A 24,486-nucleotide genomic window follows, 5' to 3' on the forward strand; every position below is an offset into this window, starting at 1 on the left:
ATCCCTGAATGAAGGCTATTTGTCCCTATTGTAGGGATAAATAACCTTGCACAGGGATCGTCATTCGCCCTCAGCGCCGCATCGTGTCCCGCTGCGACACCGCCGGCGCATCGTTGCCCCAGCTGCCGCGCACATAGGTCAGCACGGCCGCGATGTCGTTGTCGTCGAGCACGTGACCGAAGGGCGGCATGCCGTAGGGGCGTGGGTTGCCGGCCGTGGCGGGCAGGAAGCCGCCGTGGCGCACCACCTGGATCAGGTTGGCGGGGGTGTCCATGTTCACCGCGCGGCTGCCGGCCAGCGGCGGGTAGGCGCCGGTCGCGCCCTGGCCCGCGTCGCCGTGGCAGTAGGCGCAGCGCTGGTCGTAGATGCGCGCGCCGCGTTCCATCGTGCCGACGTCGCGCCGCTGCGGCGCGGGTGCCGGCGCGGTGGCGTCGGGCAGCTTCTGCAGGTAGACGGCCATGGCCGTGAGGTCGACCTCGCTCAGGTGCTGCGTGCTGCGGAAGACCACGTCGGCCATCGGGCCCATCACCGAGCCGCCGGGCGCGGTGCCGTTCTTGAGCAGTGCGACCACGTGGCGCGTTTCCCAGTCGGCGACCGAGGCTTCGCGCCTGGAGGCGAGCGAGGGCGCGTACCAGTTCTCGATCGGGATCAGGCCGCCCGACAGGCCGCGCTTTTCCTCGGTGGCGCCGAGCACGTTGCGCGTGCCGTGGCAGGCGATGCAGTGGCCCAGGCCCTCGACCAGGTAGGCGCCGCGGTTCCACTCGGCCGGCTGCGCCGGATCGGGCACGAAGGGCGCGGGCGTGAACGAGAGCGCGCGCCACACGGCCAGCGCGGCCTGCGTGTCGTAGGGAAAGCGCAGCCGGTGCGCCGCGTTCGGCGTGGCCGAGGCCGGCACGCTGCGCAGGTAGGCGTAGAGCGCGTCGGAGTCCTCGCGGGTGATGCGCGTGAAGCTCGGGTAGGGGAAGGCGGGGTAGAGCAGGCGACCGTCCTTCGAGCGGCCGTTGTGCATCGCGCGCCAGAAGTGCGCCGGGCTCCAGCTGCCGATGCCCTGCTGCGCATCGGGCGTGAGGTTGCTCGCATAGACGGTGCCGAAGGGCGTCTCGATGCCCAGGCCGCCCGCATAGGGCTGGCCGCCGCGCACTGTGTGGCAGCCTGCGCAGTTGCCGGCCAGCGCGAGGTAGCGGCCGCGGTCGACCTGGGCCGGCGTGGCTTCGAAGTCCGGGCCGGCCTCGGCGGGCAGCGTGTCTTCGCCGCGCAGGTTGAGTGCGATCAGCGCCGCGGTGCCGAGCACCAGCAGCACGACCAGGCCGGCGAGGAGGTAGAGGAAGCGTTTCAACATGGTCGCGTCCTCACTTCACCGAGGCCGGCATGGCACTGCAGGGCATGGGCAGCGGGCCGGGCAGCGCGGCCACGGCCTTGGCGCGGTCGGGTACCGGCTGCAATGCAAGCCATGCCGCGACGGCGTTGATGTCGGCGGTGTCGAGCTTGCGGCCGACCTGGGCCATGCAGTCGGGCGCGAGCGCGTGGCGGTCGTCGGTGAGCCAGGCGCCGAGCTGCGAGGACAGGTAAAGCCGCGGCAGGCCGACCAGCGCCGGGATGCCGGGCTGCACGCCGGTGAGCGCCGCGCCGTGGCATTGCGTGCACGCGGGGATGCCGCGCGCCGCGTCGCCCTGCAGCGCCAGCGTCTTGCCGCGCGCCAGCGTTTCGGCCGAGGCGTCGCTGGCGGTGGAGACCGCGGGGTAGGGCAGGTCGAGCCCGGCGAAGTAGGCGGCCATCTCGCGCAGGTAGTCGTCCGACAGGTGCTGCACCAGATGGACCATGTCCGAGTTGAAGCGTCGGCCGTCGCGGAAGCTCACCAGCTGGTTGAACAGGTAGCCCTCGGGCTTGCCGGCCAGTCGCGGGAAGAAGGCCGCGTTGTTGGTGGCGCCTTCGCGGCCGTGGCAGGCGATGCAGGCGGCCACGCGCTGCGCGATGGTGTCGGGTACGGCGCGCGATGCGGCGGGCGCGGGTTCGGCTGCGGCGGCCAGCGCGGGGAGGGCGCAGAGTGCGAGCAGGGCCAGCAGGCGGCGAGGGGAATGCAGCAGCTTCAAATCGGGGGCACTTGTCGTGATCGTGGGCCTGCGCGCACTCGGGCGCGCGCGGGGATGGGGCCGATTGTCGGCTTTGGGGTCGAGCCCGAACAGCATCAGTTGCGGCCGGTTCGACCCTAGCAGTTGGGCGCTACAGCCAGCCGATGCACGGCAAGCACACGACGGCCACCGGCATCGGCAGCGCGGTGGCGATGCCGTCGAGCGTACGGCGCAGCGGCAGGCCGAAGCCCGCGACCAGCATCTCGCCCAGCAGCTGGAGTCCGATCAGCGTGGCGATGGCCTGGATCATGGCGCGACCGCCGCAGTCGACGGTTCGTCTTCGGCCTGCGTGAAGACGCGCGACACCCAGGCCTGGTGCACCAGCCACGCGGCCAGGCCGGCCGCGGCCCAGAGCACCAGCGCGCGGCCGGCCGCGGGCTGCTGGTCGACCAGGTACACCGCGCACAGCTGCTGCGGCGCCTCCTGGTAGAGCAGGCCCGCGGCCAGCATCATCCAGAAGCCGTTGAGCACGAAGAAGGCCTGCAGCACCGTGCCAGCGCGCGGCCACGAAGCCGCGGCCCAGGCGCCTGCAGCCACCAGGCTCGCGACCTTGGCCAGCGCCATGCCCTCGTGCAGCACCGCGCGGTCGAGCGCGGCCGGCAGCATCCAGAAGCCGGTGGTGCACAGCGCCGCCAGCAGGCCCGGCAGGCCGTGCGCGTTCCAGGCGGCGAAGCGTGGCGAGCGCGCCGCGCCGCTGCACAGCGGCAGCGCACAGCCCAGCAGGAACAGGGCCGGCAACTCGAGGCCCATGTGCCGTGCCATCGTGTGTTCGAGCCAGGGATGCGCGGGCGCGAGCGCGGCGATCGCCAGCGCCGGGGCGCAGGCGATCAGCGTGCGGCGCGTGGTGGGACTCATGGGGCCTGGAGCTGCGCGGCCAGCGCGATGTCGGGCCGGTCGACGTCGTGGGCCTGCGCGAGCCGGCCCTGGCCGTCGATCACGAACAGCGCCGTGTTGTGCACGTAGCCGCCCAGGCCGTCGGGCAGCACCACGACGCCGAACAGCGACAGCATGCGCGCCAGCTGTGCTGGATCGGCGACCGTGGCGAAGCGCCACAGCGCGGGGTCGGCATCGAGCCGTCGCGCATGTGCCGCGAGCACCGCGGGCGTGTCGTTGGCGGGGTCGAAGCTCAGCGTGAGCAGGCGCATCTTCCCTTCGAGTCCGCGCGCGCGGATCTCCGATTGCAGCCAGGACTGGCCCGAGGCGCTGGTCAGGCACACGGTCTGGCAGCGCAGGTACTGCAGGGTCACGAAGGTGATCGGCGCGTTCGGCGCTGCGTAGTCGCTCAGCCGCAGCCTGCGGCCCGCACCGTCGACCAGGGCGAGGTCCGGCAGCGCACGCGGCGCCTGCGCGATGTCGGCGCGCCGCACGCCGTCGGAGGTCACGGCCGCGAAGCCGCGCGTCACGCCCGCAAAGGCCGCGAGCGCGAGCCCTGCGACGGCCAGCGTGGCGAGCGCCGTGCGCGCAGCGCTCATGGCGGGGTCTCGGCCTTGGCCAGGAAGTCCTGGAGTTCCTTCACGCCGTTCCACGGTTCGGTGCGGCTGGCCGAGGCCTTGCGCGCGGCCTGCACGGCGTCGGCCGTGACGGGCGGGCTGTCGTTGCCCCATTCGCCGCGCACGAAGCTCAGCACGGCCGCGAGTTCGGCGTCGTTCATCTGCTCGCCGAAGGCCGGCATGGCGCCGTTGTAGGTCGTGCCCGCGACCTCGATCGGGCCGTTCAATCCGTGCAGCAGGATCTGCACCGGCAGCGCCGGCGCGTCCTTCACCCAGGAGGTGCCCGCGAGTGGCGGGAACACGCCGGGCAGGCCCTGGCCGTTGGCCTGGTGGCAGGCCTGGCACTTGGCGACGAAGAGCTGGCGGCCATCGACCGCGCCGCCCGGTGCCGCCGCCGCGCCCTGCGCCAGCGTGGCCGGCTGGCGCTGGTCGCCCAGGCCGGCCAAGCCGTCGGGCCGTGCCATCACGATGTAGGCCAGCGCCCAGGCGATCAGCGCGCCGACCAGGGCCAGCACCACGTGCGGCACCGGGTTGTACTGCTCGTGCGGATCGTCGTGTTCGCTCTTACGGTTTTGTGGCGGCGGGAGCATCGGTCTTCTGTTCTTCGGTGGAGGGATCGGGCGCACCGGTGGCGCCAGTCTGGCGTCCGGGCGGCAGCAGGCGGATCACGGCCTCGGCCTGGGCCGGCGTGAGCACCGGGTATTCGCGCTTCATGCTCTGCAGGTAGGCCACGAGGTCCAGCGCCTCGGGCTTCGCCACCACGATCTCGCTGAGCGACACCGTTCCGGGCGGCAGCGTGACCACGCGTTCGCCCTTGGCCACGGTCTGCTCGTTCTTGATCTCGAACAGGAAGCGGTAGGCCGGCATGTTGCTGCCGGCCACATAGGCGCGCGGCTGGAACAGGTGGCCCAGGTGCCAGTCGGCGCTGGGCTGGCGCACGCCGATGTTGAACAGGTCGGGCCCGGTGCGCATCGTGCCCAGCAGCGGCGGCGTGTCGTAGTGGTAGTCGCCCGCGACCGAGGCGCGGCCCCAGCCGCGGCGCGCATCGGCAATGCCCGCGCCGGTGGTGCTGGGCTGCTGCGTGTGGCAGGCGATGCAGCCGTTGGACAAGTACACCGCGCGGCCGCGCAGTTCCTGGCTCGAGTAGGGCTTCAGGGCCGGTGGTGCCGGATCGTCCTTGAGCTGCAGGAAGGGCACCACGATCATGGCCGCGGTGGCGAGGGACAGCGTGACCATGGCCCCGCCGACGAGCTTGAGTTCGTTTTCCATGAGGGCCTCTCAGGCGGTGGTGACGGGGGAGGCGAGGCGCTCGGCCGGGGCGAACACGCCCGAGCGCGCGGAGATCAGCAGCACGTGCCAGGCGAACACCAGGTGGCCCAGCGTCATCAGCGCGCCGCCGATCGAGCGGCCCTGCAGCCAGGGCAGCGTGACCGCCACCGCATCCATGAAGGGCCGCGCGGGGTCGAGCAGGATCAGCCCCTGCAGCAAGCCGCCGATGCTCAGGGTGACCATGTAGACCGTGAAGCCCGCGACCACCAGCCAGAAGTGCAAGCTGATCAGCGCCGGCTGGGGCCAGCGCACGTCGAGGATGCGCGGCAGCGCGAAATAGACGCCGCCGAAGATCACCATCGAGACGAAGCCGTACATGCCCAGGTGGGCGTGGGCCACCGTGAAGTGGGTGAAGTGCGTGACCGCGTTGAAGGAGCGCAGCGCCTGGAACGAGCCCTGCAGCGAGGCGCAGGTGTACATCACGGCGCCGAAGACGATGAAGCGCAGCACGTGCGAATGCCGCAGTGCGCCGAAGTGGCCCTTGAGCGTCAGGTGCTGGTTGAGCGAGAACGCGACCACCGGGATCACCATCATCACGCTCTGCACGATCGACAGCGTGATCAGCCATTCGGGAATCGGCCCGCCGATCAGGTGGTGCGCGCCGACCTGGCCGTAGAAGAAGGCCAGCGTCCAGAAGCCCAGCAGCGACAGGTTGTACGAACGCACCGGCCGGCCGATGACCTTGGGCAGGAAGTAGTAGACGCAGGCCAGCGACAGCGGCGTGTAGAACAGGCCCAGCACGTTGTGGCCGAACCACCAGTTCATGGTCGCCTGCTCGACGCCGAAGTGCACGCCCGGCACCTTGGCCACGATGTAGAGCGTGGGAAACCAGAACAGCGCCGCGCCCATGTACCAGACCGACACGTAGAGGTGCTGCACCTGGCGGCGCTGCAGCATCAGCGCCATCGGCAGGCCGATCAGCATGCCGCCGAGCGCGAACAGCGCGCCGATCTGCCAGGGGATTTCCAGCCATTCCATGCCCGCGTTGATGCCCACCGCCAGAGCGCCCAGGCCCGCGACCAGGCCGGCGTTCCAGAGCAGCGTGCCGACGATGACCAGCCGTCCGCCCTGCAGCTGCGTCTTGAGCAGGCGCGGCAGCATCCAGATCGACAGACCGAGCAGGCCCATCGGCGCCCAGCCGTAGGCCACGGCATTCAGGTGCAGCGTGCGCAGCCGGCCGAAGCTCAGCCAGGCCTGGTCGGTCAGCAGGTCGGGCCAGTGCAGCTTCAACGAGCTCAGCAGGCCGGCCGCCGAGGCGACCACCAGCCAGACCGTGGCGCAGGCGATCAGCATGAACGCCGGGAAGGAACTCGAGCGGTCGGCGGCCTCGCGCGCGGCCAGCTCGGTGGGGGCCGGGCCGGCGACCTCGCCGGCGTGCGCCGCGACCACGCGCGTGAGCGCATGGTGCTGGTCGGCGCTGGCCGAGGGCTCCTCGGGCTGGCCGATCTCGCCCGGCGAGAAGATGGTGCGTGCGCCGCTGGCCTCAGCGTCGAACAGGCCCTTGCGCAGCGACCAGATGAAGCCGAACAGGCCGACGATGGAAAGAAGGAAGGTGGCCAGCAGCAGGGCGGTGGGATTCATGGACGGACGCTTCGTGGGGCAGCTTCGCCCCGTTCCCTGCGAAGGCGGCGGGCGGTGCGAAGACGGAAACCGATGCTAGGCCGATCGCATCAGTTGGAGAATCATCAGTTGCTTGTCGAAAAACCGGATCAGAATGAAAGAGTGCGGGAGGAATACACTGATGGGATCGAATCGGTGCAGTTGCCTCAACGTATCGAATCACTCAAGAAAATACGGATCAGGCGTGCCGCCTGCTTCTTTCGGAGCCCTGCATGAAGCGCTACGAGGCCCTGGCGGCCGATGTCGAGGAATCGATCCGCAGCGGCGTGCTGCAACCCGGCGACCGCGTGCCCTCGGTGCGCCACACCACCGCCAGCCGCGGTGTGAGCGCCTCGACGGTGTTCCAGGCCTACTACCTGCTCGAGGCGCGCGGCCTGATCCGGGCGCGAGAGCGCTCGGGCTACTACGTGGCGGCGGCCGTCGCCAAGGCCCGCCGGGTGCCGCCCGAGCCCGACCTGAGTTCGCAGCCGGCCGATGCCTCGATCGCGGTCGACGTGAGCGACCGCGTGTTCGAGATCCTCGAGGCCAGCAAGACGCGCGACGTGGTGCCCTTCGGCTCGGCCTTCCTGAGCCCGCTGCTGTTTCCGCTGGCCCGGTTGGGCCAGGCGCTGGCTTCGAGCGCCAAGACGCTCGATCCCTGGAGCACGGTCGACGACCTCACGCCCGGCAACGCCGCGCTGCGCCGGCAGATCGCGCTGCGCTACCTGGCCGACGGCCTGCATGTGCACCCCGACGAGATCGTGATCACCAACGGCGCGCTGGAAGCCCTCAACCTCTGCCTGGCGGCGGTCACGCGGCCCGGCGATTCGGTGATCGTGGAATCGCCCACCTTCTATGCAGCGCTGCAGGCGCTGGAACGCATGGGCCTGCAGGCCATCGAGGTGCCCACGCATCCGCGCGAGGGCATCGACCTGGCGGCGCTGGCGCACGCCATCGAGCGCCACAAACCGCGTGCCTGCTGGCTCATGACCACCTTCCAGAACCCGCTGGGCAGCCTGATGCCCGAGGCCAAGAAGAAGGCGCTGGTGGCGCTGCTCGCGCAGCACGAGATCCCGCTGATCGAGGACGACGTCTATGCCGAGCTCTACTTCGGCGACAAGCGCCCGCTGCCGGCCAAGGCCTTCGACACGCAGGGGCTGGTGATGCACTGTGGTTCGTTCTCCAAGTGCCTGGCGCCGGGCTACCGCATCGGCTGGGCCGCGCCCGGGCGCCATGCCAAGGCCGTGGGCCGGCTCAAGCTCACGACCACGCTGGGCGCCTCGGCGCCCGCGCAGGCGGCGCTCGCGACCTACCTCGAACACGGCGGCTTCGACAAGCACCTGCGGAAGCTTCGGCTGACCCTGGCCGGGCAGCAGGCGCCGCTGGCGGAGGCGGTGGCGCGGCATTTCCCGGCCGGCACGCGTGCCACGCGACCGGCCGGCGGCTACTTCCTCTGGGTCGAGTTGCCCGAGGGCGTCGATGCGATCGAGATCCATCGCCGCGCGCTGGCGCTGGGCATCAGCGTGGCGCCGGGCCCGATCTTTTCGGCCAGCCGGGCTTTCGCGAACTGCCTGCGGCTCAACTATGGGCATGCCTGGGATGCGCGGGCCGAAGAGGCTGTGGTCACGCTGGGCCGGCTGGTGGCGGCCTCGCTAAAGTGAGCGCCATGCACACGCATCTCTCGAAAGCGGCCGGGCTGCAGCGACTGGCCTACGGCGCGGCGGCCGGACTGGCCATCGGACTGGTGCCCTGGCCGATGGGCGGCATCGCGCGCGGCCTGCTCGGCTGGAGCTTCGGCACGGCCGTCTACCTGCTGCTGGCCTGGTGGCTGGCCGAGACCTTCGATGCCGAGCACACCCGGGCGCGCTCCCAGTCGCTCGACCCGCCCAACGTGCTGATCCTGGTCATCATGCTCACGGCCGTGGCCGCGTCGGTGTCGGCCATCACGATGCTGCTGCAGCAGGTCAAGCAATTCGACGGCATCGAGCGGGCCGCGCACATCGCACTGGGGCTGCTCGCGCTCGCGAGCTCGTGGCTGCTGATCCACACGATCTATGCCTTCCACTACGCGCACCGCTACTACCAGGCCGAGATGCAGAAGACGGACGCCGGGCCGGGCCTGGACTTTCCGGGCAAGCTGGACCCGGACTACTTCGACTTCCTCTACTTCTCCTTCGTGATCGGCATGACCTCGCAGGTGTCGGACGTACAGGTCATCTCGCGCGTCATGCGGCGCATCACGCTCGTGCACGGCGTGCTGGCCTTCGCGTTCAACATGCTGGTGCTGGCCTTGTCGATCAACGTCGTGGCCGGAAGCATCTGACTGGCCGCGCTCAGGCCTTACGGCCCAGCTTCACCAGACCCGTCGACAGCGCCACGCCGCAGACGATCACGGCCGCGCAGATCAGCATCCACTGCGTGATGTGCTCGCCGAGGAACACGGTGCCGTAGAACACCGCGAACACCGGCACGAGGAAGGTCACGGTGAGCGCGCGGGCCGGGCCGGCACGCTCGATCAGGCGGAAGAACAGGATGTAGGCCAGGCCGGTGCAGGCCACGCCCAGCACGACGAGTGCGAGCCAGGCACGCAGGCTGGGCATCTTCTCGGGCCAGAACCAGAGCGCGGGCAGCGCGAGGAAGAACGTGGCGCCGAGCTGGCTGCCGGTGGCGGTGGCCAGCGCCGGCACGCCGCTCAGGTGGCGTCGCGTGGCACTGGCCGCCACGCCGTAGCAGAGGCAGGCGGCCAGGCAGGCCAGCACGGCCCAGGTGGCGCTGTGGCCGCTGGCATCGGCATGCAGGCCGGCGCTGCGGCTCGCCAGCATCGCGACGCCGGTGAAGCCGATCAGCAGCCCGACGATGCGCGAACCGCTGGGCCGCTCGCTGAACCAGGCCCAGGCCACGAGCGCGCCGAACATCGGCACGGTGGCGTTGAGCACGGCCGCGAGTCCGCTGTTGATGGTGAGCAGCGCAAAGCAGAAGAAGGCGAAGGGCAGGCCGGAGTTGAGCACGCCGATCAGCAGGCTGGCCTTCCAGTGCTGCCTCAGCGCCGCACTCTGGCCGCGCAGGAACAGCAGCGGCAGCAGGAACAGCGCGGCCACGGTGACCCGCACCGCGGCGGCCGGCAGCGCGCCGAACTCGGCGGCGCCGATGCGCATGAACAGGAAGGACGCGCCCCACAGCGCACCCAGCAGCACCAGGTCGAGGAGCCAGGCGTTGGACGCCTTGGGCGAGGCGAGGGCGGTGACGGTGTTGTTGTTCGTTGTAGTCATAGAGAGGTCGAATGCGCGCGCGAAACGCCGGGCCTGATGCTACCGGGCGCCTTCGAGGGTCAGCAGCGCGGTCTTGCGCTCGAGCCCGCCCGCATAGCCGGTGAGCGAACCGTCGGCGCCGAGCACGCGGTGGCAAGGCACGATCACGCTGATCGGGTTGCGGCCGACCGCGGCACCGACCGCGCGCACCGCCGCGGGGTTGCCCACGCGCTGGCTCAGCGTGCCGTAGCTGGTGGTCTGGCCCGAGGGAATGGCCAGCAGCGCCTGCCACACGGCCTGCTGGAAGGCGGTGCCGTGCGACAGGTCGAGCGGCAGGTCGAAGTGGCTGCGCGTGCCGGCGAAATAGCCCTGCAGCTGGACCGCGGCGGCGCGCAGCACGGGGTGCGTGTCGTCGGGCTGCCAGCCGCGCATGTCGGGCAGGTGGCGCTGCTGGTCGAACCAGAGCCCGGCCAATCCGTCGTCGGTGGCGGCCAGCGTGACGCCGCCGAGCGCGCTGTCGATGTGCAGCGTGTGGAGGAGGGGGGTCTTGAACTTCATGAGGGGCTCCGATCTGTCGATGCCACCGCGGTGGCAGGCGGTGTGTGCCAGGCGCGCAGCACCGCGTAGCTGCGCCAGGGGCGCCAGGCCTGCGAGGCCTCGGCCGCGGCACGTGCCGTGCCCACCCCCAGTGCCTTCTGCAGCGCCACGTCGCCCGAGGGGAAGGCATCGGGCCAGCGCAGGGCGCGCATCGCGATGTACTGCGCGGTCCAGTCGCCGATGCCCGGCAGCGCCTGCAGTGCGGCCAAGGTGGCCGGCACGTCGGCGCCCGCATGCAGCGCGAGCCGGCCCGAGGCCACCTCCTGCGCCAATGCCTGCAATGCCGCCTGCCGTTGGCGCACGATGCCCAGCTGACCCAGTGCGTCGCCGCTGGCCGCCGCGATCGCGGCCGGCGTAGGGAACAGGTGCGTGAGCCCGACGATGGGCGTCTCGATGGCCTCGCCGAAAGCGGCCACCAGCCGCGAACCGATGGTGCGTGCCGCGGCCACCGTGATCTGCTGGCCGAGCACCGCGCGCACCGCCAGCTCGAAGCCGTCGACCGTGCCCGGCACGCGCAGGCCGTCGCCCAAGGGGAAGGCGGTGTGCAGCAGGGCATTGATGGCCATCGGCTCGGCATCGAGGTCGAGCAGGGCGCGCACGCGGCTGATCACCACCGGCAGCGCGCCGGCCAGCGTGTCGCTCACCGCCAGGTGCAACTGCTCGCGCGCGGGGTCGAAGCGCATCTCGATCCAGCCGGTGCAGGCGCGGCCCGCATGCTGGACGCGCAGCGTGCGCGCCAGGCGTGTGCCGCCGGCATCGAAGGCCTCCACGCCCTGCAGCGCACGCCGGGCGAAGAAGCCCAGCACCGCGTCCACGTCGTAGGGCGGGCGAAAGCCCAGCCGCACGGCAATGGTGTGGCCGCTGGGCTGCTCGCCCGCACGCCGCAGCGCGCTCGGGACGAGCCCGTAGTGCGCCACGAAAGCGGCATTGAAGCGCCGCACGCTCGCGAAGCCGCTGGCCAGCGCGACCTGCGCCATCGGCAGCGCGGTGTCGGCGATCAGCTGCTTGGCCGCGAGCAGGCGCCGGGTCTGAAGGTACTGCAGCGGCGACACGCCGAACTGCGCCTCGAAGATGCGGCGCAGGTGGCGATCGCTCACGCCCATGCGCTGTGCGATCTGCGCGACGGAGGGACCATTCGTTTCGCCGCCGGGCCGCCCCAAGGCGAAACGCGCCCCCTCGGGGGGCAGCGAGGACACGCCAGTGCCGAGCGTGGGGGCCAGGTCGCCGCCGGGCCGCCCCAAGGCGAAACGCGCCCCCTCGGGGGGCAGCGAGGACACGCCAGTGCCGAGCGTGGGGGTCATGTTTGTCCAGGCGTCGGGTTCGTCGATGAGGCGGGCGGCTTGCAAAGCCAGGATGCGCGAGGCGTCCTCGGTCGACCAGCTCGCCGCGCGCGGCGCCAGCTCCGGCCGGCAGCGCAGGCAGGGGCGGAAGCCCTCGGCCTCGGCCTGGGCCGCGTGCCGGAAGAAGCGGCAGTTCTCGCGTCGCGGCAGCTTCACCCGGCAGACCGGCCGGCAGTAGATGCCGGTGGACGTGACGGCGGTGAAGAAGCTGCCGTCGAAGCGCGCATCGTGCGTCGTCATGGCCAGATAGCAGGCATCGCTTTCCAGCGCGGCGGCGGGTGCGCCGGGATCGGGGGAGGAAGATGCCTGGGCCATGCGATCGATCATACGGTTGCACCCGCTCGTAAGTAGCCATTTCCGGACATCTGGCCGCGGGTGGGCATGCCTACAATGGCTTCCGTTTTTGAGAACTTTCAGGGCAACGCCATGCAACTCAGCGCATCGATCTTCAAGGCCTACGACATCCGGGGCGTGGTCCCCAGCACGCTCGACCCCGAGATCGCGGAAGCGCTCGGCAAGGCCTTCGGAAGCGCTGCGCGCGCGGCCGGCGAAAAAGCAGTGGCGGTCGGCCGCGACGGCCGCCTGTCCGGGCCTTCGCTGGTCGAGGCGCTGATCCGCGGCCTGGTGGCCACGGGCGTCGAGGTGATCGACGTGGGCGCGGTCACCACGCCCATGCTGTACTTCGCGGCCAACACGCTCGCGACCAGCGGCATCCAGGTCACGGGCAGCCACAACCCGCGTGACTACAACGGCTTCAAGATGGTGCTGGCCGGTCGCGCGATCTACGGCGACGACATCCAGGGCCTGCGCCAGGTGATGGAAGCCGACAGCGCGACGCTCGCCCCCGGCGGCAGCGTGCGCAAGGTCGACGTGACTGAGGCCTACACGCAGCGCATCGTCGGCGACATCAAGCTGGCCCGACCGCTGAAGATCGTGGTCGACTCGGGCAACGGCATCGCCGGCGCCACGGCACCCGCGATCCTGCGCGCCATCGGCTGCGAGGTGACCGAGCTGTTCAGCGAGGTCGACGGCAACTTCCCCAACCACCATCCCGATCCGAGCAAGCCCGAGAACCTCAAGGACCTGATCGCCGCGCTCAAGGCCGGCGACGCCGAACTGGGCCTGGCCTTCGACGGCGACGGCGACCGCCTGGGCATCGTGACCCGCGAAGGCAACAACATCTACCCCGACCGCCAGATGATGCTGTTCGCGCAGGACGTGCTTTCGCGCGTGCCGGGCGGCACCATCGTCTACGACGTCAAGTGCTCGCAGCGCCTGGGCCCGGCCATCGAGGCCGCGGGCGGCGTGCCGATGATCTACAAGACCGGCCACTCGCTGATCAAGGCCAAGATGAAGGAGATCGATTCCCCGCTGGGCGGCGAGATGAGCGGCCACATCTTCTTCAAGGAGCGCTGGTTCGGTTTCGACGACGGCACCTATGCGGGCTGCCGCCTGCTCGAAATCCTGAGCAAGAGCCCCAATGCGAGCACCGTGCTCGACGGCCTGCCCAGCAGCTTCTCGACCCCCGAGCTCAACGTGAAGTGCGCCGAGGGCGAGCCGCACGCGCTGGTCGACCAGCTGATCAAGACCGTGAAGTTCCCGGCCCCCGCGAGCATCTCGACCATCGACGGCGTGCGCGTCGACTGGCCCGACGGCTTCGGCCTGATCCGCGCCTCGAACACCACGCCGGTGCTCGTGATGCGCTTCGAGGGCCAGACCGAGGCCGCGCTGCACCGCATCGAAGGCGAAATGCTGGCGCTGCTCAAGACCGTCAAGCCCGACTACTCGCTGGCTGAAGCCGCGCACTGAGGTCCCGGTCAGCGTGCGTTCTTTCTCGCTTCGCCTCTACGGGCTCTTCACTTCCCTGGCCCAGCCGCTGGTGCGGCGCAAGCTGCGCCGGCGCGCCGTCGCCGAACCGGGCTACGCCCATGCCGTCGAGGAGCGCTTCGGCCACTACGACGACGCCGCGGTCGGCGCCGGCTGGTGCTGGGTGCACGCGGTCTCGCTGGGCGAGTCGCGCGCGGCCGGCATCCTGATCGCCGAACTGCGGCGCCAGCACCCGGGCATCCCGATCCTGCTCACGCACGGCACCGCCACCGGCCGCGAGGAAGGCGCCAAACTGCTCGAGCCGGGCGACCTGCAGGTCTGGCAGCCCTGGGACACGCCGGGCGCCGTGGCGCGCTTCCTCGACCGCTTCGCGCCGCGCATCGGCGTGCTGATGGAAACCGAGGTCTGGCCCGAGATGGTCGCGGCCTGCCGCGAGCGCGGCATCCCGCTGGTGCTGGCGAACGCACGGCTCAACGAGAAATCGCTGGCCTCGGCCGAGCGCCTGGGCTGGCTGGCCCGGCCCGCGTACTCGGCCTTGACGGCCGTGTGGGCCCAGACCGAGGCCGATTCGCACCGGCTGGTGTCGCTGGGCGCCAAGGTGGCCGGCGTCTACGGCAACCTCAAGTTCGATGCCTCGCCCGACGCGCGCCAGCTCGCGACGGCCGTCAAGTTCAAGTCGCAGCTGCCGCGTCCGCTGGTCGTGCTGGCCAGTTCGCGCGACGGCGAGGAGCAGCAGCTGCTCGACGTGCTCAAGCGCTTCGGCGCCAATGCGCCGCTGCCCGAGGCCACGCCCGGCATCGACTCGATCGCGCGCCAGGTCGCCGCGGTGCAGTGGATGATCGTGCCGCGCCACCCGCAGCGCTTCGACGAGGTCGCGGCGCTGATCGAATCCAACGGCTTCGCGGTCGCGCGACGCAGCACCGCGGGTGCGCCGACGCAGTCGGAGATCTGGCTGGGCGATTCGCTGGGCGAGATGGCGCTGTACTACGGCCTGGCCGACGCTGCGCTGCTGGGCGGCAGCTTCGAGGACCTGGGCGGCCAGAACCTGATCGAGGCCGCCGCTTGCGGCTGCCCGGTGATCCTGGGCCCCTCGACCTTCAACTTTGCCGAAGCCGCCGACCTCTCGGTGGCCGCCGGCGCGGCGCTGCGCGTGCAGGGCATGGAGCAGGCGGTGCGCGCCGCGCTGCAACTCGTGAGCGACCCGGTGCGGCGCGAGGCGATGGTGCAGTCGGCCCACGCCTTCTCGTCGTCGAACCGCGGCGCCGCGGAGCGCACGGCCGCGGCGGTGCTGGCGATCGCGATCCAGGCCGCGCCGGCGGAGCCGCCGGCTGTGGCACCCCCGGCTGCTCCGGCGTCGGCTGGCGAGCCGGAGCGGGCCGAGCCGACGCTCGACTGATCCGGCGGCTCAGCGCGGTCAGCGTGGGGTGGGCGTGCCGCCCTGCGCCAGCGCGGCATTGATCGGCTGCAGGTCGGTCGGTGCCAGCGTGCCGTTGGCCTGGCGCAGCTTGAGGTTGCCCATCAGCACGTTGTAGCGCGCCACGGCCAGGTCGCGCTTGGTCTGGAACAGCTGGCTCTGCGCATTGAGCACGTCGATGTTGATGCGCACCCCGACCTGGTAGCCGAGCCGGTTGGCGTCGAGCGCGCTCTGGCTCGAGGCCTCGGCCGCTTCCAGCGCCTTGACCTGGCCCGCGCCCGAGATCAGGCCCAGGTAGGCGGTGCGCGTGGCCTGTGTCACGTTGCGGCGCGTGCCTTCGAGCACCGTGCGCGACTGCTCCTCGAGCGACAGCGTCTCGCGGATCCGGTTCTCGGTCGCGAAGCCCGCGAACAGCGGCATGTTGAGCACCACGCCGATGCTGGGCCCGCTGGCACGCGTGCCCACGGTGGTCGTGAGGCTGCCCTGCGGGCTGCGTGTCACGCTGTAGCCCACCTGCGCGTCGATGGTCGGCTTGTGGCCGGCCTCGGCCTTCTGCACTTCCAGGCCGGCCACGTCCAGGCCCAGCTGCGCCTGGCGGATCGCGGGATGCACGGCCTCGGCCTGCGCCACCCAGGCGTTCATGTCCGCCGGCATCGGGCCGGGCAGCGCCACCGGCGTGGCCAGCGGCAGCGGCGCGCTGCCGGTGCGTCCGACCAACTGGTCGAGCGCGAGGCGCCGGACCTGCAGGTCGTTCTCGGCCGCGATCTCCTGGGCGATCACCAGGTCGTAGCGGGCCTGCGCCTCGCGTGAATCGGTGATGGTCGAGGTGCCGACCTCGAAGTTGCGCTGGGCGAAGGCCAGTTGTTCGGCCACCGCGGTCTTCTGTGCGCGCACCAGTGCCAGCGTGTCCTGTGCCGCCAGCACGTCGAAATAGCCCTGGCTCACGCGCACGATCAGGTCCTGCTCGGCCGTGGCCAGCACGGTCTGGGCGATCTCGGCCTGGCGCTTGCCCTGCTCGTAGGCGGCCCAGGCGGCGGGACGGTAGAGCGGCTGCGTGGCGCTGATGGCCGCGTTCTGCGTGTTGAAGTTGCGCTCGCTCGAGCCCGGCGGCGCGCCCGAGATCACGTCGAGGTCGAACTGGTTGCGCTGCACCCCGGCCTGTACGCCCACCTGCGGCAGGATGCCGGCCTTCGCTTGCGCGGCGCGCGCCAGGTTGGCGTCGAACTGTGCCCGTGCGCTCTGGTAGGTGGCGTCGTAGTCGCGCGCCGCTTCGTAGAGGGTGAGCAGGCTCTGGCCGTGGGCCGGCAGGGCGAGCGCCGCGGCCAGCGCGGCTGCAAGAGGGAGAAGCCGGGTCACGCGGGTCGCGGGCATGGAGTGCGTCCTTGGAGGGAAAGAGTCAGTAGCGCGGAACGCCGGCGTCGCGCAGCGCCGACCAGGCATCGATGCCGCCGGCCACGTTGGCCACGTCGGCAAAGCCGTTCTGCGAGAGAAAGGCCGCGACGCGCTGGCTGCGTGCGCCGTGATGGCACAGGCAGGCGATGCGGTGGCTGGCGTCGAGCTCGCCCAGGCGTGACGGAATCTCGTTCATGGGAATGGCCACCAGCGTGAAGCCCTGCGGCACGACGCTCGCGGTCTGCAACTCCCAGGGTTCGCGCACATCGAGCAGCACGGGCACCGCCGCAGGGTCCTGGGCGAACCAGGCATCGAGGTCGGAGGGGCGGACTTGGTCGATCATGAAGATGGGTTCCGGGTGACTCAGGGACGCAGCGGGCGGGGCCATGCGTCGCTCTCCCGCAGGAAGAGCGACGACGCCGCGCGCTGCGCCGGTGCGGCTAGAAGTTGAAAGGCGAGGGTTCGGGGAAATTCAGCAGCCGGGGTGCGACGGTGTCCCAGGGCTGCGTGGTTTCCCACTGGCCTTCGCTCACGCGGGTGACGAAGTGGGACCGCATCATCGGCTCGTTGCCGACGATGGCGCTGAGCCGGCCGCCGATGTTGAGCGAGCCCAGCAGGCCCTGCGGAATGCGTGCGACCGAGCCGCTGAGCACGATCACGTCGAAGGTCGGGCCGCTGGGCAGCGGCCTGGAACCGTCGGCGTGGCGCACTTCGACATTGGTCACGCCGTTGCGTTGCAGCGTCTGGGCGGCGCGTTCGGCCAGCGTGGCGTCGATTTCCAGCGACAGCACCTTGGCGGCGCGGCCGGCCAGCAGCGCGGCCATGAAGCCGGAGCCGGTGCCGATCTCGAGCACCGATTCGTGCGGCTGCACCTTGAGGTCGTTGAGCGTGCGGGCTTCGATCTTGGGCGCGAGCATGGTCTGGCCGGGCTCGGCACCATTGCCCAGCGGCAGTTCCATGTCGAAGAAGGCCAGCGCGCGATGAACCGCGGGCACGTAGTCCTCGCGGCGGATCGTGTTGAGCAGTTCGAGGACCAGCGGGTCATGCACGTCCCAGGGTCGAATCTGCTGCTCGATCATGTTGAAGCGCAGACGCTCGTGGGTGGCGGGGGTGTTCATGTGTTTCTCTTTTCGGAGTGGGACTCAGGCAAACCCACGATTTTAGGCGGCCGGGGAAATCGAGGCCGGGTGGCGGGAGAGGCCGCGAATGGCGATCTCGGTCTGGGTCGCGATGTACTTCAGCGGGTCGAGCTCGATGTCGCTCTCGACCCAGGTGCTGTTGTGCTTCACGAGGAACAGGAAAATCATCGGTGCGACCACCGTGTAGATGGCGTGCTCGACGTCCACCGGCAGGAACTCGCCGCGGTCGATGCCGCGCCGCAGGATGCGCCGCATCAGCGCATGGCCCGGAGCCACCACCTCGCGCTGGTAGAAGGCCGCGAGCTCGGGGAAATTGTTGCCCTCGCTGAGCATCAGCTTGGTCAGGCCCGACACGGGCGTGGCGCCGACGCGCTCCCACCAGACTTGGGTGCAGTAGCGCAGCATGTCGGCGGTGCTGCCCTCGAAGGCCTCGAATTCCTCGTTCCATTCGGTGAAGCGGCCCGCGAGGCTTTCGGTGATCACCGCCTTCAGCAGGTCTTCCTTGCTCTGGAAATAGAGGAAGAGGGTGCCCTTGGACACGCCGGCGCGCGCCGCCACTTCTTCCGATCGCGTCGCGGCGAAGCCCTTCTCGACGAACAACTCGAGCGCGGCCTGGATCAGTTCGCCCGGGCGCGCCTCCTTGCGGCGCTCGCGCTTGGCGCGGACCGGGCAGAGGAGCTTGTTGCTGAGGAAGCGGGGCATGAAGTTAATGACTGACGGGTTAGTAATGTAGTGAGGCCCATCCGGCACGTCAAGCCGCGACAATAGCGGGCTCCGCTTTTTCGAAGCCGCCGCCATGTCCGCCACCGCTCCCCCGTCCACGTCCCCCGCCACCGAGGCCATCGTGCTCGGCGGCGGCTGCTTCTGGTGCACCGAAGCGGTGTTCGATCGCGTGCGCGGCGTGGTCTACGTCGAGTCCGGCTACAGCAACGGCCAGACGGTCAACCCCAGCTACGAGCAGGTCTGCACCGGCCGCACCGGACACAACGAGGTGGTCAAGCTGGTCTTCGACCCGCGCGAGATCGCGCTGCGCGAAGTGCTGGAGATCTTCTTCGTGGTGCACGACCCGACCACGCTCAACCGCCAGGGCAACGATGTCGGCACGCAGTACCGCAGCGGCATCTACTACACGAGCGATGCACAAAAGCAGGTGGCCGAAGCAGTCATCCGCGAGATCGAAGCCAGCAAGACCTACGGTTCGCCGGTGGTGACCGAGGTGGCGCCGCTCGCCAACTACTCGACCGCCGAGGCCTACCACCAGGACTACTTCCTGAACCACCCGAACCAGGGCTACTGCGCCTTCGTGGTCGGGCCCAAGGTCGAGAAGTTCCAGAAGACCTTCGCGGCGCGCGTCAAGGACTGACGCGCTCCTCCGCATGCACGCCCTGCGCCATTCCCGCGGCAACGCAAGCCTCCTCATCGCCCTGGCGGTGGCGCTCTGGCTCGCGTCCACGCTGGGGCTGATGCACCGGGTGCTGCACCCCGGCGCGAGCAATGCCCCGGCGTCCGTGGCTGTGGCGCAGGCCCACGGCATGGGCCATGTGCACAAGGTCGAGCAGGGCGGGCTGCTCGCGCTGTTCGGCGAACACGTCGACGCCGACTGCCGGCTGTACGACCAACTGGCCGGCGGCGCTGCCGCACTGTCGGTTCCCCTCGTGGTATTGCCCATCGCCTTGCCGATGGCGCGCTTCCACTATTTCCTGGGCGAAGCCCTCGTCCGCTGGGTCACGTTTTTCGACGCGCGTGGCCCTCCTGTGAATCGTTGAACCTTCCCCCGTCCTGACGGCGGCCCCTTCCGTGGCGAAAGCATTCGCCGTGCGGGAGCGGCCGGCTTTTCCCTGGTTTCAACGAGTTTTCACATGACACGCAATTTCCGTATCAGCGCCGTTGGCGCTGCCGTTCTCACGCTCGCGCACCACGCCGCCTGGGCCCAGTCGCCTGCCGCGCCCGCCACCCTGCCGGTCTCTCCCGTTCCCACGCTCGGCACCGTGACCGTCTCCGCCAGCGGCCTGTCGCTCGGCGGCGCCGACATGACCACGCCGGTGTCCATTCTCGAAGGCGATGCGCTGGTACTGCGCCGCGGCGCCACGCTGGGCGAAACGCTCGAGTCGGAAAACGGCGTGCGCAGCACGCACTTCGGCGCCGGCGCGAGCCGCCCGATCATTCGCGGCATGGACGGCCCGCGCGTCAAGGTGCTGTCCGACGGCGCCGAGGTCCAGGACGCCTCGACCATCAGCCCCGACCACGCCGTGGTCTCGGAGCCGCTGCTGACGCAGCAGATCGAGGTGCTGCGCGGCCCCTCGGCGCTGGCCTACGGCGGTGGCGCGGTGGGTGGCGTGGTCAACGTGCTCGACAACCGGGTGCCGACACGCATGCCGACCCGCGGGCTCGAAGGCAGCGTCGAGCTGCAGGGCCGAACCAACGGCCGCGAGGGCGCTGGCGCCTTCGACCTCACGACCGCCGTCGGCAGCAACCTCGCGCTGCACCTCGAGGGCGCGCGCCGCAATGCCCGGGACTATGGCGTCGGCAGCGGCTGGAGTGGCGGCGGCCGCGTCGACGGCAGCTACAGCGAATCGGACACCTTCGGGCTGGGCCTGTCGTGGATCGGTGAGCGCGGCTACCTCGGCCTCGCGTACAGCCGTCGCAACAGCCTCTACGGCCTGCCCGGCCACCAGCACGCGTTCGAAGGCTGCCACCCGCACGGCAGCCACCTGCACTGCCCGAGCGGCGATCACGACCATGGCCACGAGGGCGAGGAAGAGGGTGCGCACGAAGAAGAAGGGCACGATCATGCCCACGAGGCCGGCGCCGTGCCCTATGTCGACCTCAAGAGCCAGCGCTGGGACGTGCGCGGCGAGTACCGCGACCCACTGCCCGGCTTTTCGCGCGCACGGCTGCGCGCCGCCTTCACCGACTACCGCCACCACGAGATCGAAGACGGAGAGATCGCGACCACTTTCAAGAACAAGGGGTACGACGGCCGGCTCGAGCTCGAGCACTACCCGATCGCGGGCTGGCGCGGCCTGGTCGGCGTGCAGACCACGCAACGCAAGTTCAGCGCACTGGGCGAGGAGGCCTACGTCGCGCCGACCCGGACCGACAGGAACGCCGTCTTCCTGCTGGAGGAGCGTCACTTCGGCGACGTGCGCGTCGAGGCCGCCGCGCGCTACGAGCGCCAGCGCATCGACGTCGATTCGTTGCAGCCCGACACGCACCATGCCGGCACCTCGCTGTCGACCGGCGCCGTGTGGCGCTTCACGCCGGGCTACTCGCTCGGCGCCAGCCTTTCGCGCACCCAGCGCCTGCCTTCGGCCGAGGAGCTGTACGCCGACGGCCTGCACCTGGCGACCAGCACCTACGAGGTGGGCAATGCCGAACTGCGCAAGGAAAGCGCGACCAACCTCGACCTGACCTTCGCCAAGACGGCGGGCGACACCACCTTCTCGGTGACCGGCTTCCACAACCAGGTGAAGAACTACATCTACGCCAACACGCTGGACACCTTCCAGGAGCTGCAGCTCATCGAATACGCGCAGCGCGACGCGACCTTCACCGGGCTGGAGGCGCAAGTCCGCCAGAAGCTCAACCCGGTCTTCGGCGTCACGCTGTTCGGCGACTACGTGCGCGCCAAGCTCGACGCGGATGGCGAGGGCAGCCGCAACCTGCCGCGCATCCCGGCGCGCCGGCTCGGCGTGCGGCTCGATGCGTCGTGGCAAGGCTGGGGCGGCTTGGTCGAGGTCTATCGCATGGGCAGCCAGAAACGCGTGGCCGACTACGAAAGCACGACGCCGGGCTACACGATGCTCAATGCCAGCGTCAGCTACAAGACGCGCATCGACCGCTTCGACACGCTCTTCTACGTGCGCGCCGACAACCTGACGAATGAACTGGCCTACAGCCACACCTCGTTCATCAAGGACGCGGCACCGCTGCGCGGGCGCAGCCTGACGGTCGGCGCGCGGTTGAGCTTCTGAGCGACTGAAGGGGCGCAGGGCGGAAGACGGGCGAGCGGCTGCGTGGCAGCGCTTGCGCTATTCTCGAAGCGGTGAATTCACCTGTCGCGTCCGCCCTGCTGCCCGTCGTTCTTCTCATCGCCGCGGGTTATCTCGCCGGCCACCGACGCTGGGTCGGGGCCCATGCGGTCAAGGACCTCTCCAACCTGATCTTCCTGCTGCTCGCGCCGGCGCTGCTGTTCCGCTCGATGAGCGCGGTGCACTTCGAGCAGCTGAGCCTCAAGCCCGTGGCCGCGTATTTCATCGGTGCGGGCATCATCTTCGTCGGCACGCTGATGTGGCGCGGACTCAACCGCACGGCGGCCGTGCTGGCCATCGCGAGCACCTTCAGCAACACCGTGATCATCGGCGTCGCGCTGGTCGACCTGGCCTACGGACCCGAGGGCCTGGTGGTGCTGCTCACGCTGGTCTCGCTGCATTCGCTGGTGCTGATCACCAGCGCCACGGTGCTGATCGAGCTGATGGTGGCGCGCGAGCATGCGGCCTCGAACGGCCGCCAGCGGCACCATCTGCTGCGCACCGTCGGTCGCGCCTTGCGCAATTCGATCTTCCATCCGGTGCCGCTGCCGATCATCGCGGGCCTGCTGTATGCGCAGACCGGCTGGGGTATTCCGACCGTCATCGACAAGCCTTTGATGCTGCTGGGCCAGGCCTTCAGCCCGGTGGCGCTGGTGCTGGTGGGCGTCACGCTGGCGCTCACGCCGGTCGGCACGCACCTGCGCGACGCGTTCACCCTGGCGCTGGTCAAGAACGTGGTGCACCCGCTGCTGGTGCTGGGCACGGGCTGGCTGCTGGGCGTGCGCGGCCTGCCGCTGACCGTGATGGTGGTGGCCGCGGCCATGCCCATTGGCGCCAACGCCTTCCTGTTCTCGCAGCGCTACAAGGTGGCGGAGGAGCTGGTGACGGCCAGCGTGGTGGTGTCCACCGTGCTGGCGCTGCTCACCTTGAGCGCCGCGATGGCGCTCATGGCCCGGTTCTAGAACCGGGCCCCGGGGTGCTTACATCAGCAGGTGTTCGCCGGCGTTGTCGCCGCCCAGCGTGACGTAGTTGACCTTGCGGATGTCCATCAGCGCCTTGCCGCCGGCGTAGCTGATGGAGCTCTGCACGTCCTGCTCCATCTCGATCAGCGTGTCGGCCAGCTTGCCCTTGATCGGCTCGAGGATGCGCTTGCCTTCGACGTGCTTGTACTCGCCCTTGTTGAAGTCGCTGGCCGAGCCGTAATACTCCTTGAACAGCACACCGTCGACCTCGACCGTCTTGCCCGGCGATTCCTCGTGGCCCGCGAACAGCGAGCCGATCATCACCATCGAGGCGCCGAAACGGATGCTCTTGGCGATGTCGCCGTGGTCGCGGATGCCGCCGTCGGCAATGATGGGCTTGGTCGCCACGCGAGCGCACCACTTGAGCGCGCTGAGCTGCCAGCCGCCCGTGCCGAAGCCGGTCTTGAGCTTGGTGATGCAGACCTTGCCCGGACCGATGCCGACCTTGGTCGCGTCGGCGCCCCAGTTTTCCAGGTCGATGATGGCTTCGGGCGTGCCCACGTTGCCGGCGATCACGAAGGACTGCGGCAGCTTGGCCTTGAGGTAGCCGATCATGTTCTTCACCGTGTCGGCATGGCCGTGCGCGATGTCGATGGTGATGTACTCGGGCACGAGGCCGGCCGCGGCCAGCTGGTCGACGGTGTCGTAGTCGGCCTTCTTCACGCCCAGAGAGATCGAGGCGAACACGCCCTTGGCCTGCATGTCCTTCACGAACTGCACGTTGTCCAGGTCGAAGCGGTGCATCACGTAGAAGTAGCCGTTCTGCGCGAGCCAGAGGCTGATGGTCTCGTCCACCACCGTCTTCATGTTGGCCGGCACCACCGGCAGACGGAACTTGCGTCCGCCCAGCGTCACGCCGGCGTCGCATTCCGAGCGGCTTTCCACGCGGCATTTGCGTGGCAGCAGAAGGATGTTGTCGTAGTCGAAAATTTGCATGATGAGACCAAGCTCCTGTGGAAGGTTCGCCGGCAGGCATGTCCTGTCGGCGTGGGCGCTTGGTCTTGGCCGGTTTCGTCGCCGCGAAAGCGGGCGAAAAAAAACCGGGCGACAAGAATCTTGGGCCCGGTGATTGATTCTAGGGGAGCGGTCAGGCCGCCCTCAGTCGGCTTTTCATATAGACCTTATTTTTCGTGCGATTCCGTGGCGCGACCCGCTCAGAAGCGGTAGCCGACACCCACGCCGATCAGCAGCGGATCGACCTTCACCGTCGACAGCCGGCTGCCGTTCAGGCTCACGTCGGTGCGGATCTGCACCTTCTTCAGGTCGAAGTTCAGGAACACGTTCTTCGCGATCGCGATGTCCACGCCGGCGCCGATGGCCAGGCCGAAGCTGTTGTGTTCCAGGTCCAGCCGGCCGACCGTGGGCACGGCGAGGTTCACCGAGCCGATGCGCGTGTAGTTCAGGCCGATGCCCGCGTAGGGACGGATGGTGCCGTTGGGAATGAAGTGGTACTGCAGCATCAGCGAGGGCGGCAGGTGCTTGAAGGTGCCGATGTCGACCGGCCCGCCGAGCGCGCTCTGCGTGATCGTGACGCGCTGCTTCTGCGGCACCGTCAGCACCAGCTCGGCGGCGATGTTCGGCGTGAAGAAGTAAGTGATGTCGAGCTCGGGGATCGTCTTGTCGTTCACGTGGATCGCATCGGCCGGCACCGCCAGCGCGCCGATCGCGTCGGAGTGGTTGGCGGTGTCGAGGCGCACGGCGCGCGCGCGCACCAGCCAGTTGCCTTGCGCTTCCTGCGCGGCGGCGGGCAGGGCGCAGGTGGCGCCCAAGGCACCGAGGAGGGCGCCGATCCAGGCGCGCGTGAGCAGGTTCTTCTTCATGGTCGGGGACTCCGTTCGGGCCGCGCAAGGGGCGCGCGGCAACTGGCATCCAGTGTCCGAAAGCGGCGGTTGCGTGTCCTTGATCCAGGGCAAGCATCCTTCTTCGGCC

Annotated in this window: 25 protein-coding genes; 8 read left to right on the forward strand and 17 right to left on the reverse strand. The window is 69.8% G+C overall.

Features of this window, described 5'->3' with window-relative positions:
* Positions 1-70: 70 nt before the first annotated feature.
* From ACSFBC_RS10930 to ACSFBC_RS10965, 8 genes are all read right to left on the reverse strand, one after another.
* Complete coding sequence (locus tag ACSFBC_RS10930) at positions 71-1,339, reverse strand: c-type cytochrome (RefSeq protein ID WP_435510343.1); 1,269 nt, start codon at positions 1,337-1,339, stop codon at positions 71-73.
* 10 nt (positions 1,340-1,349) lie between these two features.
* The gene (locus tag ACSFBC_RS10935; protein WP_435510344.1) at positions 1,350-2,090 is read right to left on the reverse strand and encodes a c-type cytochrome; all 741 of its coding nucleotides are present in this window, start codon (positions 2,088-2,090) and stop codon (positions 1,350-1,352) included.
* A 130-nt stretch (positions 2,091-2,220) separates the two neighbouring features.
* Positions 2,221-2,379, reverse strand: a complete 159-nt coding sequence (locus tag ACSFBC_RS10940; RefSeq protein WP_435510345.1) for a hypothetical protein — start codon at positions 2,377-2,379, stop codon at positions 2,221-2,223.
* Positions 2,376-2,984, reverse strand: a complete 609-nt coding sequence (locus tag ACSFBC_RS10945) for a hypothetical protein (protein ID WP_435510346.1) — start codon at positions 2,982-2,984, stop codon at positions 2,376-2,378. Before ACSFBC_RS10945 ends, ACSFBC_RS10940 begins: the two co-directional genes overlap by 4 nt.
* Complete coding sequence (locus ACSFBC_RS10950) at positions 2,981-3,601, reverse strand: SCO family protein (protein WP_435510347.1); 621 nt, start codon at positions 3,599-3,601, stop codon at positions 2,981-2,983. Before ACSFBC_RS10950 ends, ACSFBC_RS10945 begins: the two co-directional genes overlap by 4 nt.
* Positions 3,598-4,209: a c-type cytochrome gene (locus ACSFBC_RS10955; protein ID WP_435510348.1), complete on the reverse strand. Its 612-nt coding sequence runs from the start codon at positions 4,207-4,209 to the stop codon at positions 3,598-3,600. Before ACSFBC_RS10955 ends, ACSFBC_RS10950 begins: the two co-directional genes overlap by 4 nt.
* The gene (locus tag ACSFBC_RS10960; RefSeq protein WP_435510349.1) at positions 4,184-4,888 is read right to left on the reverse strand and encodes a cbb3-type cytochrome c oxidase subunit II; all 705 of its coding nucleotides are present in this window, start codon (positions 4,886-4,888) and stop codon (positions 4,184-4,186) included. Before ACSFBC_RS10960 ends, ACSFBC_RS10955 begins: the two co-directional genes overlap by 26 nt.
* A gap of 9 nt (positions 4,889-4,897) precedes the next feature.
* Complete coding sequence (locus ACSFBC_RS10965; protein ID WP_435510350.1) at positions 4,898-6,529, reverse strand: cbb3-type cytochrome c oxidase subunit I; 1,632 nt, start codon at positions 6,527-6,529, stop codon at positions 4,898-4,900.
* 251 nt (positions 6,530-6,780) lie between these two features.
* Here ACSFBC_RS10965 and ACSFBC_RS10970 point away from each other — a divergent pair, with 251 nt between their 5' ends.
* Positions 6,781-8,208: an aminotransferase-like domain-containing protein gene (locus tag ACSFBC_RS10970; protein WP_435510351.1), complete on the forward strand. Its 1,428-nt coding sequence runs from the start codon at positions 6,781-6,783 to the stop codon at positions 8,206-8,208.
* A 5-nt stretch (positions 8,209-8,213) separates the two neighbouring features.
* Complete coding sequence (locus ACSFBC_RS10975) at positions 8,214-8,870, forward strand: DUF1345 domain-containing protein (RefSeq protein ID WP_435510352.1); 657 nt, start codon at positions 8,214-8,216, stop codon at positions 8,868-8,870.
* A 10-nt stretch (positions 8,871-8,880) separates the two neighbouring features.
* On the opposite strand, the gene ACSFBC_RS10980 is transcribed toward ACSFBC_RS10975, so the two are convergent.
* Genes ACSFBC_RS10980 through ACSFBC_RS10990 form a run of 3 tightly spaced genes read right to left on the reverse strand, consistent with a single transcriptional unit; the run spans position 8,881 to position 12,047 of the window.
* Positions 8,881-9,816, reverse strand: coding sequence for a DMT family transporter (locus tag ACSFBC_RS10980; protein WP_435510353.1), 936 nt, complete (start codon positions 9,814-9,816; stop codon positions 8,881-8,883).
* Positions 9,817-9,855: 39 nt separating this feature from the next.
* Positions 9,856-10,353 carry a methylated-DNA--[protein]-cysteine S-methyltransferase gene (locus ACSFBC_RS10985; RefSeq protein WP_435510354.1) on the reverse strand — a complete coding sequence of 166 codons (498 nt, stop codon included), beginning with the start codon at positions 10,351-10,353 and terminating at the stop codon, positions 9,856-9,858.
* The gene (locus ACSFBC_RS10990) at positions 10,350-12,047 is read right to left on the reverse strand and encodes an AlkA N-terminal domain-containing protein (RefSeq protein WP_435510355.1); all 1,698 of its coding nucleotides are present in this window, start codon (positions 12,045-12,047) and stop codon (positions 10,350-10,352) included. Before ACSFBC_RS10990 ends, ACSFBC_RS10985 begins: the two co-directional genes overlap by 4 nt.
* A gap of 111 nt (positions 12,048-12,158) precedes the next feature.
* Between ACSFBC_RS10990 and ACSFBC_RS10995 the strand changes: the two genes are divergently transcribed.
* Entirely contained in the window at positions 12,159-13,541 is a 1,383-nt protein-coding gene (locus tag ACSFBC_RS10995; protein WP_435510356.1) for a phosphomannomutase/phosphoglucomutase, read from the forward strand.
* Between the two features lie 13 nt (positions 13,542-13,554).
* A complete protein-coding gene (locus tag ACSFBC_RS11000) occupies positions 13,555-14,955 on the forward strand; it encodes a 3-deoxy-D-manno-octulosonic acid transferase (RefSeq protein ID WP_435510357.1) in 1,401 nt (466 codons plus the stop codon).
* Between the two features lie 18 nt (positions 14,956-14,973).
* On the opposite strand, the gene ACSFBC_RS11005 is transcribed toward ACSFBC_RS11000, so the two are convergent.
* The 4 genes from ACSFBC_RS11005 to ACSFBC_RS11020 all read right to left on the reverse strand — a co-directional run bounded on the left by ACSFBC_RS11005 (position 14,974) and on the right by ACSFBC_RS11020 (position 18,206).
* On the reverse strand, positions 14,974-16,344 hold the full coding sequence (locus tag ACSFBC_RS11005) for a TolC family outer membrane protein (RefSeq protein WP_435510358.1): 1,371 nt from the start codon (positions 16,342-16,344) through the stop codon (positions 14,974-14,976).
* A 25-nt stretch (positions 16,345-16,369) separates the two neighbouring features.
* Positions 16,370-16,708, reverse strand: a complete 339-nt coding sequence (locus ACSFBC_RS11010; protein WP_435510359.1) for a rhodanese-like domain-containing protein — start codon at positions 16,706-16,708, stop codon at positions 16,370-16,372.
* A gap of 97 nt (positions 16,709-16,805) precedes the next feature.
* On the reverse strand, positions 16,806-17,483 hold the full coding sequence (locus tag ACSFBC_RS11015) for a protein-L-isoaspartate O-methyltransferase family protein (protein ID WP_435510360.1): 678 nt from the start codon (positions 17,481-17,483) through the stop codon (positions 16,806-16,808).
* 42 nt (positions 17,484-17,525) lie between these two features.
* Positions 17,526-18,206 (reverse strand): TetR/AcrR family transcriptional regulator, encoded by a 681-nt coding sequence (locus ACSFBC_RS11020; RefSeq protein WP_435510361.1) that lies wholly within the window; start codon positions 18,204-18,206, stop codon positions 17,526-17,528.
* A gap of 94 nt (positions 18,207-18,300) precedes the next feature.
* On the opposite strand from ACSFBC_RS11020, the gene msrA reads away from it, so the two are divergent.
* The 4 genes from msrA to ACSFBC_RS11040 all read left to right on the forward strand — a co-directional run bounded on the left by msrA (position 18,301) and on the right by ACSFBC_RS11040 (position 22,497).
* Positions 18,301-18,867 carry a peptide-methionine (S)-S-oxide reductase MsrA gene (gene msrA, locus ACSFBC_RS11025; protein ID WP_435510362.1) on the forward strand — a complete coding sequence of 189 codons (567 nt, stop codon included), beginning with the start codon at positions 18,301-18,303 and terminating at the stop codon, positions 18,865-18,867.
* A 13-nt stretch (positions 18,868-18,880) separates the two neighbouring features.
* The gene (locus tag ACSFBC_RS11030) at positions 18,881-19,270 is read left to right on the forward strand and encodes a hypothetical protein (protein WP_435510363.1); all 390 of its coding nucleotides are present in this window, start codon (positions 18,881-18,883) and stop codon (positions 19,268-19,270) included.
* A 93-nt stretch (positions 19,271-19,363) separates the two neighbouring features.
* A complete protein-coding gene (locus ACSFBC_RS11035; RefSeq protein ID WP_435510364.1) occupies positions 19,364-21,478 on the forward strand; it encodes a TonB-dependent receptor domain-containing protein in 2,115 nt (704 codons plus the stop codon).
* Between the two features lie 71 nt (positions 21,479-21,549).
* Complete coding sequence (locus ACSFBC_RS11040) at positions 21,550-22,497, forward strand: AEC family transporter (protein ID WP_435510365.1); 948 nt, start codon at positions 21,550-21,552, stop codon at positions 22,495-22,497.
* A gap of 18 nt (positions 22,498-22,515) precedes the next feature.
* On the opposite strand, the gene ACSFBC_RS11045 is transcribed toward ACSFBC_RS11040, so the two are convergent.
* A complete protein-coding gene (locus tag ACSFBC_RS11045; protein ID WP_435510366.1) occupies positions 22,516-23,493 on the reverse strand; it encodes a GMP reductase in 978 nt (325 codons plus the stop codon).
* Between the two features lie 218 nt (positions 23,494-23,711).
* A complete protein-coding gene (locus ACSFBC_RS11050; protein WP_435510367.1) occupies positions 23,712-24,377 on the reverse strand; it encodes an OmpW/AlkL family protein in 666 nt (221 codons plus the stop codon).
* Between the last annotated feature and the right edge of the window lie 109 nt (positions 24,378-24,486).

Source organism: Variovorax frigidus (assembly GCF_051216515.1).
Classification (GTDB): domain Bacteria; phylum Pseudomonadota; class Gammaproteobacteria; order Burkholderiales; family Burkholderiaceae_C; genus Variovorax.